5 protein-coding genes and 1 pseudogene are annotated in these 4,153 nt (G+C 75.1%); 1 reads left to right on the forward strand and 5 read right to left on the reverse strand.

Annotated features, from left to right (window positions below):
- The 4 genes and pseudogenes from ABD323_RS39780 to ABD323_RS39795 form a co-directional block, all read right to left on the reverse strand.
- A pseudogene (locus ABD323_RS39780) lies at window positions 1–139 on the reverse strand (urease accessory protein UreF); the annotation flags it as partial.
- A gap of 16 nt (window positions 140–155) precedes the next feature.
- Entirely contained in the window at window positions 156–1,949 is a 1,794-nt protein-coding gene (locus ABD323_RS39785; protein WP_344446991.1) for an urease subunit alpha, read from the reverse strand.
- Entirely contained in the window at window positions 1,942–2,271 is a 330-nt protein-coding gene (locus tag ABD323_RS39790) for an urease subunit beta (RefSeq protein WP_344446995.1), read from the reverse strand. The genes ABD323_RS39785 and ABD323_RS39790 overlap by 8 nt, the downstream gene beginning before the upstream one ends.
- Before the next feature lie 44 nt (window positions 2,272–2,315).
- On the reverse strand, window positions 2,316–2,618 hold the full coding sequence (locus ABD323_RS39795) for an urease subunit gamma (RefSeq protein ID WP_344446992.1): 303 nt from the start codon (window positions 2,616–2,618) through the stop codon (window positions 2,316–2,318).
- Between the two features lie 353 nt (window positions 2,619–2,971).
- Here ABD323_RS39795 and ABD323_RS39800 point away from each other — a divergent pair, with 353 nt between their 5' ends.
- Entirely contained in the window at window positions 2,972–3,691 is a 720-nt protein-coding gene (locus tag ABD323_RS39800; RefSeq protein ID WP_344446993.1) for a phosphoribosyltransferase, read from the forward strand.
- A gap of 42 nt (window positions 3,692–3,733) precedes the next feature.
- On the opposite strand, the gene ABD323_RS39805 is transcribed toward ABD323_RS39800, so the two are convergent.
- Window positions 3,734–4,153 (reverse strand): hypothetical protein (locus tag ABD323_RS39805; protein ID WP_344446994.1); only part of this gene is annotated, 420 nt, incomplete at its 5' end.

Consider the following 4,153-nt stretch of genomic DNA (forward strand, 5'->3'; position numbering starts at 1 on the left):
AGGCCTCCAGCGCGGGGAGGTCGTCCACCGCGCCGGCCCGGACGGCCGCCTCCATCCCGCCGGAGTGGGCGTGGCCGCCGGCCGGGAAGCGTCCGTCGGCGAGCAGCAGCAGCGCCGCGGGCGCGGGCCCGCCGCTCATCGCGGACCGCCGCCGCTCAAAAGAGGAAGTACCTTTGTGCGAGCGGCAGTTCCACGGCCGGTGCGGGCCGGACCAGCTCGCCGTCGATGGTCACCCGGAAGCTGTCCGGTTCCACCCGCACCTCGGGACGGGCGGTGTTGTTGACCATCTGCGCCTTGCCGACCGCGCGGGTGTCGCGGATCGGGGCGAACGGCTTGCGCACGCCCAGCTCCTCGGCGAGGCGTTCGGGCAGCCGGTCCGCCAGCGCGGCGGCCGAGGTGAAGTTGACCGAGTTGCCGGCCGGGGCCCGCCCGATCCCGCCGAACATCGGCCGGGGGAAGACGGGTTGCGGGGTGGGGATGGAGGCGTTGGCGTCGCCCATCTGGGCCCAGGCGATCTGGCCGCCCTTGATCACCAGGTCCGGCTTGACCCCGAAGAAGGCCGGGTTCCAGAGCACCAGGTCGGCCAGCTTGCCCGGCTCGACCGAGCCGATCTCGCCGTCCATCCCCTGGGCCACCGCCGGGTTGAGGGTGTACTTGGCGACGTAGCGCCGGGCCCGCAGGTTGTCGGCGCGACCGTCGCCCGGCAGCGCGCCGCGCCGGGCCTTCATGCAGTGCGCGGTCTGCCAGGTCCGGCTGACCACCTCGCCGATCCGGCCCATCGCCTGCGAGTCGGAGCTGATGATCGAGATCGCGCCCAGGTCGTGCAGGACGTCCTCGGCGGCGATGGTGCTGGGGCGGATCCGCGACTCCGCGAAGGCCAGGTCCTCGGGGACCGAGGGACTCAGGTGGTGGCAGACCATCAGCATGTCGAGGTGCTCGTCGATCGTGTTGACGGTGTGCGGCCTGGTCGGATTGGTCGAGCTGGGAAGGATGTTGGGCTCCGAGACCACGCTGATGATGTCCGGTGCGTGACCGCCGCCGGCGCCCTCGGTGTGGTAGGCGTGCACGCCCCGGCCGGCGATCGCGGCGAGCGTGTCGGCCACGAAGCCGGCCTCGTTCAGGGTGTCGGTGTGCAGGGCGAGTTGGACCCCGGTCGCCTCGCAGACCCGCAGGCAGGCGTCGATCGCGGCCGGGGTGGCGCCCCAGTCCTCGTGGATCTTGAAGCCGACCGCGCCGGCCCGCAGTTGGGCGTGCAGGGCGGCCGGATCGACGGTACTGCCCTTGGCGGTCAGGCCGATGTTGAGCGGCAGGTCGTCCAGCGCCGCGAACATCCGGGCCAGGTGCCAGCCGCCGGGGGTGACGGTGGTCGCCTTGGTCCCCTCGGCCGGTCCGGTGCCGCCGCCCACCAGCGTGGTGATGCCCGCCGCCAGCGCCTCCTGGGCGAGTTGGGGCGCGATGAAGTGCACATGGGCGTCGATCGCGCCGGCGGTCAGGATCCGCCCGTTGCCGGAGATCACCTCGGTCTCCGGTCCGATCACCAGGTCGGGGTGGACGCCGTCCATCGTCTCGGGGTTACCGGCCTTGCCGAGCGCGGCGATCCGGCCCTCGCGGATCCCGAGGTCCGCCTTGACCACGCCCCAGTGGTCCAGCACCACCACACCGGTGATCACCGTGTCGGGTGCGCCCTCGGCCCGCGAGGCGCGCCCCTGGCCCATCGACTCGCGGATCACCTTGCCCCCGCCGAAGACCACCTCGTCACCGCCCGCGCAGCGGTCCTCCTCCACCTCGATCAGCAGGTTGGTGTCGGCGAGCCGGATCCCGTCCCCGCGGGTGGGGCCGTAGAGCTCCGCGTAGCGCTCGCGGGTCAGCAGCAGCCGGCGCTCCACCGGCGGGCGCGGGTGGGCCGACGTCGGGTGCGGGTCGGCCGACGAGGGGCGCGGGTCAGCCATCGAGGCCACCGCCGACCGCGCCGCGCAGCCCGTGCACCTCGCGCCGCCCGCCGAGCGGCACCAGCGCGACCTCGACCGGGATGCCCGGCTCGAAGCGGACCGCGGTGCCGGCCGGGATGTGCAGCCGCCGCCCGTACGCGGCGTCCCGGTCGAACTCCAGGCCGGGGTTGGCCTCGGCGAAGTGGTAGTGCGAGCCGACCTGGACCGGCCGGTCGGCGCTGTTGCGGACCACCAGGACGGTGACCGGGCGGCCGGCGTTGAGCTCGACGGGCCCCTCGCCGTACAGCACGGCTCCCGGTGCCCCGAGCCCGGCCTCGCCCACGTCGACCGGGTCCGCGCCGGGCGGGGGCACCGGGTCGGCCGAGATCACTGGATCGGCCCGTGCACGGTGACCAGTTTGGTCCCGTCCGGGAAGGTCGCCTCGACCTGGACGTCCGGGATCATCTCGGCGATGCCCTCCATGACGTCCGCGCGGCCGAGCACCCGCCGTCCGGAGTCCATGAGTTCGGCCACCGTACGGCCGTCCCGGGCGCCCTCCAGCAGGTGCGAGGTGATCAGCGCGATCGCCTCGGGATGGTTGAGCCGCAGGCCACGCGCCTGCCGGGCGCGGGCCACGTCGGCGGCCACATGGATCAGCAGGCGTTCCTGCTCGTGCGGGGTGAGCCTCATCTGCGCGCACCTCAAGGGGAGTTCAGAGGGCGCGGACACAGCGCTGTGCCGCGTGGGAAGCTCCCGGCGGACGGCGGGGTCGGGGCGGCGGCGACCACCGCCCACGGGCGGCACGACGCGCGCCACCTCCGGTCCGTACCCGGGAGGTTGCATCTCGTGGCGGCTACCGTAGCGGACCGGCACCCCCGTTGAGGAGGGCGCCGGGTCCGGTGTCACCCGAGCGGGTGATCAGTGCCCGGGGCACCGCCTTCGGGGGTTCGGGTACGGGGGCGCGGGGGCGCTCGTGGCGGAGTGCCGGCCGCGGGCCGCGCCGGGGCGCGCCGTTGGTGGCAGGCTGGAGGGAGCGGCGGGCAGTGAGCCCGCAGGCGGTGAGGGCGATGGGCATGGTCGACGACAGTGCTGCCGGCACCGGCGCCTCCCACGGGCGGATCCAGCACTTCCGCGACCGTGCGGAGGCCGGCCGCCGGCTCGGGACGCGGGCGGCCGCCTGGGGCGCCGACGACCCCGTGGTGGTGGGCCTGCCCCGGGGCGGGGTCCCGGTCGCCTACGAGGTGGCCCGCGCGCTCGGGGCCCCGCTGGACATCCTGGTGGTGCGCAAGATCGGGGCGCCCGGCCAGCCGGAGCTGGCTCTCGGCGCGGTCGGCGAGGGCGGCATCCGGCTCTTCAACCACGACGTCATCGCGGCACTCGGCGTCTCCGCCGCGACCCTGGAGAAGCTGACCGAGGCCACCGCCGCCGAGGTGGAGCGGCGGACCGTGCTGCTGCGCGGCGACCGCCCGCCGCTGGAGCCGGCCGGGCGCGCGGTGGTCCTGGTGGACGACGGCATCGCCACCGGCGCCACGGTCCGCGCGGCCATGGCGGTGCTGCGGCGCCGCCAGGTCCGCGAACTGCTGCTCGCGGTCCCGGTGACCGCCCCCGAGGCGTTGCGGATGCTCGGGCCGCTGGCGGACGACCTGATCTGCCTGGCCGCACCGTCCGACTTCCGCGCGGTGGGGCTGTACTACGACGACTTCGAACAGACCACCGACGACCAGGTGCACCGCCTGCTGGAGCTGGCCGACGGCGCACCCTGACGCCGGCGCCCGCGCCGGGCTGCGGCGGGCGAGGGCCAGGGCTCAGTCGAGGGCCAGGTGCAGCGCCTGGCCACGGACGGGTACCAGGCAGCGGTTCTCGCTACAGGCCCCGTAACTCACGATCACGTCCGCCTGGTGGGAGCCGGTGCGCCGGACCGGCAGGGTGAGGGTCACCGCGCCGTCCGGGTAGACCGGCAGGTCCACCGTCAGACCGGCCGGCCGCAGCAGCCGGGTGCTGACGCCCGCGGTCGGGCTGCCGGTCGCGGTGAGGTCGCCCCGGACGGAGAGCCGGGTGGGGATGCCCAGGCCGTCCACGCCGCCGTCGGGCAGGTCCACGCTGTAGAGGTGGAAGCCCGGCATGTCGGGGGTGAACGTCGCGCGGATCGCGGAGCCACCGTCCGTCGCCGCCACCAGGGTGACCGAGACCGTGACGCCGTTGGCCGCGGCCCGGGCCGCGGGGTC

This window comes from Kitasatospora nipponensis (assembly GCF_039528135.1).
Lineage (GTDB): Bacteria > Actinomycetota > Actinomycetes > Streptomycetales > Streptomycetaceae > Kitasatospora > Kitasatospora nipponensis.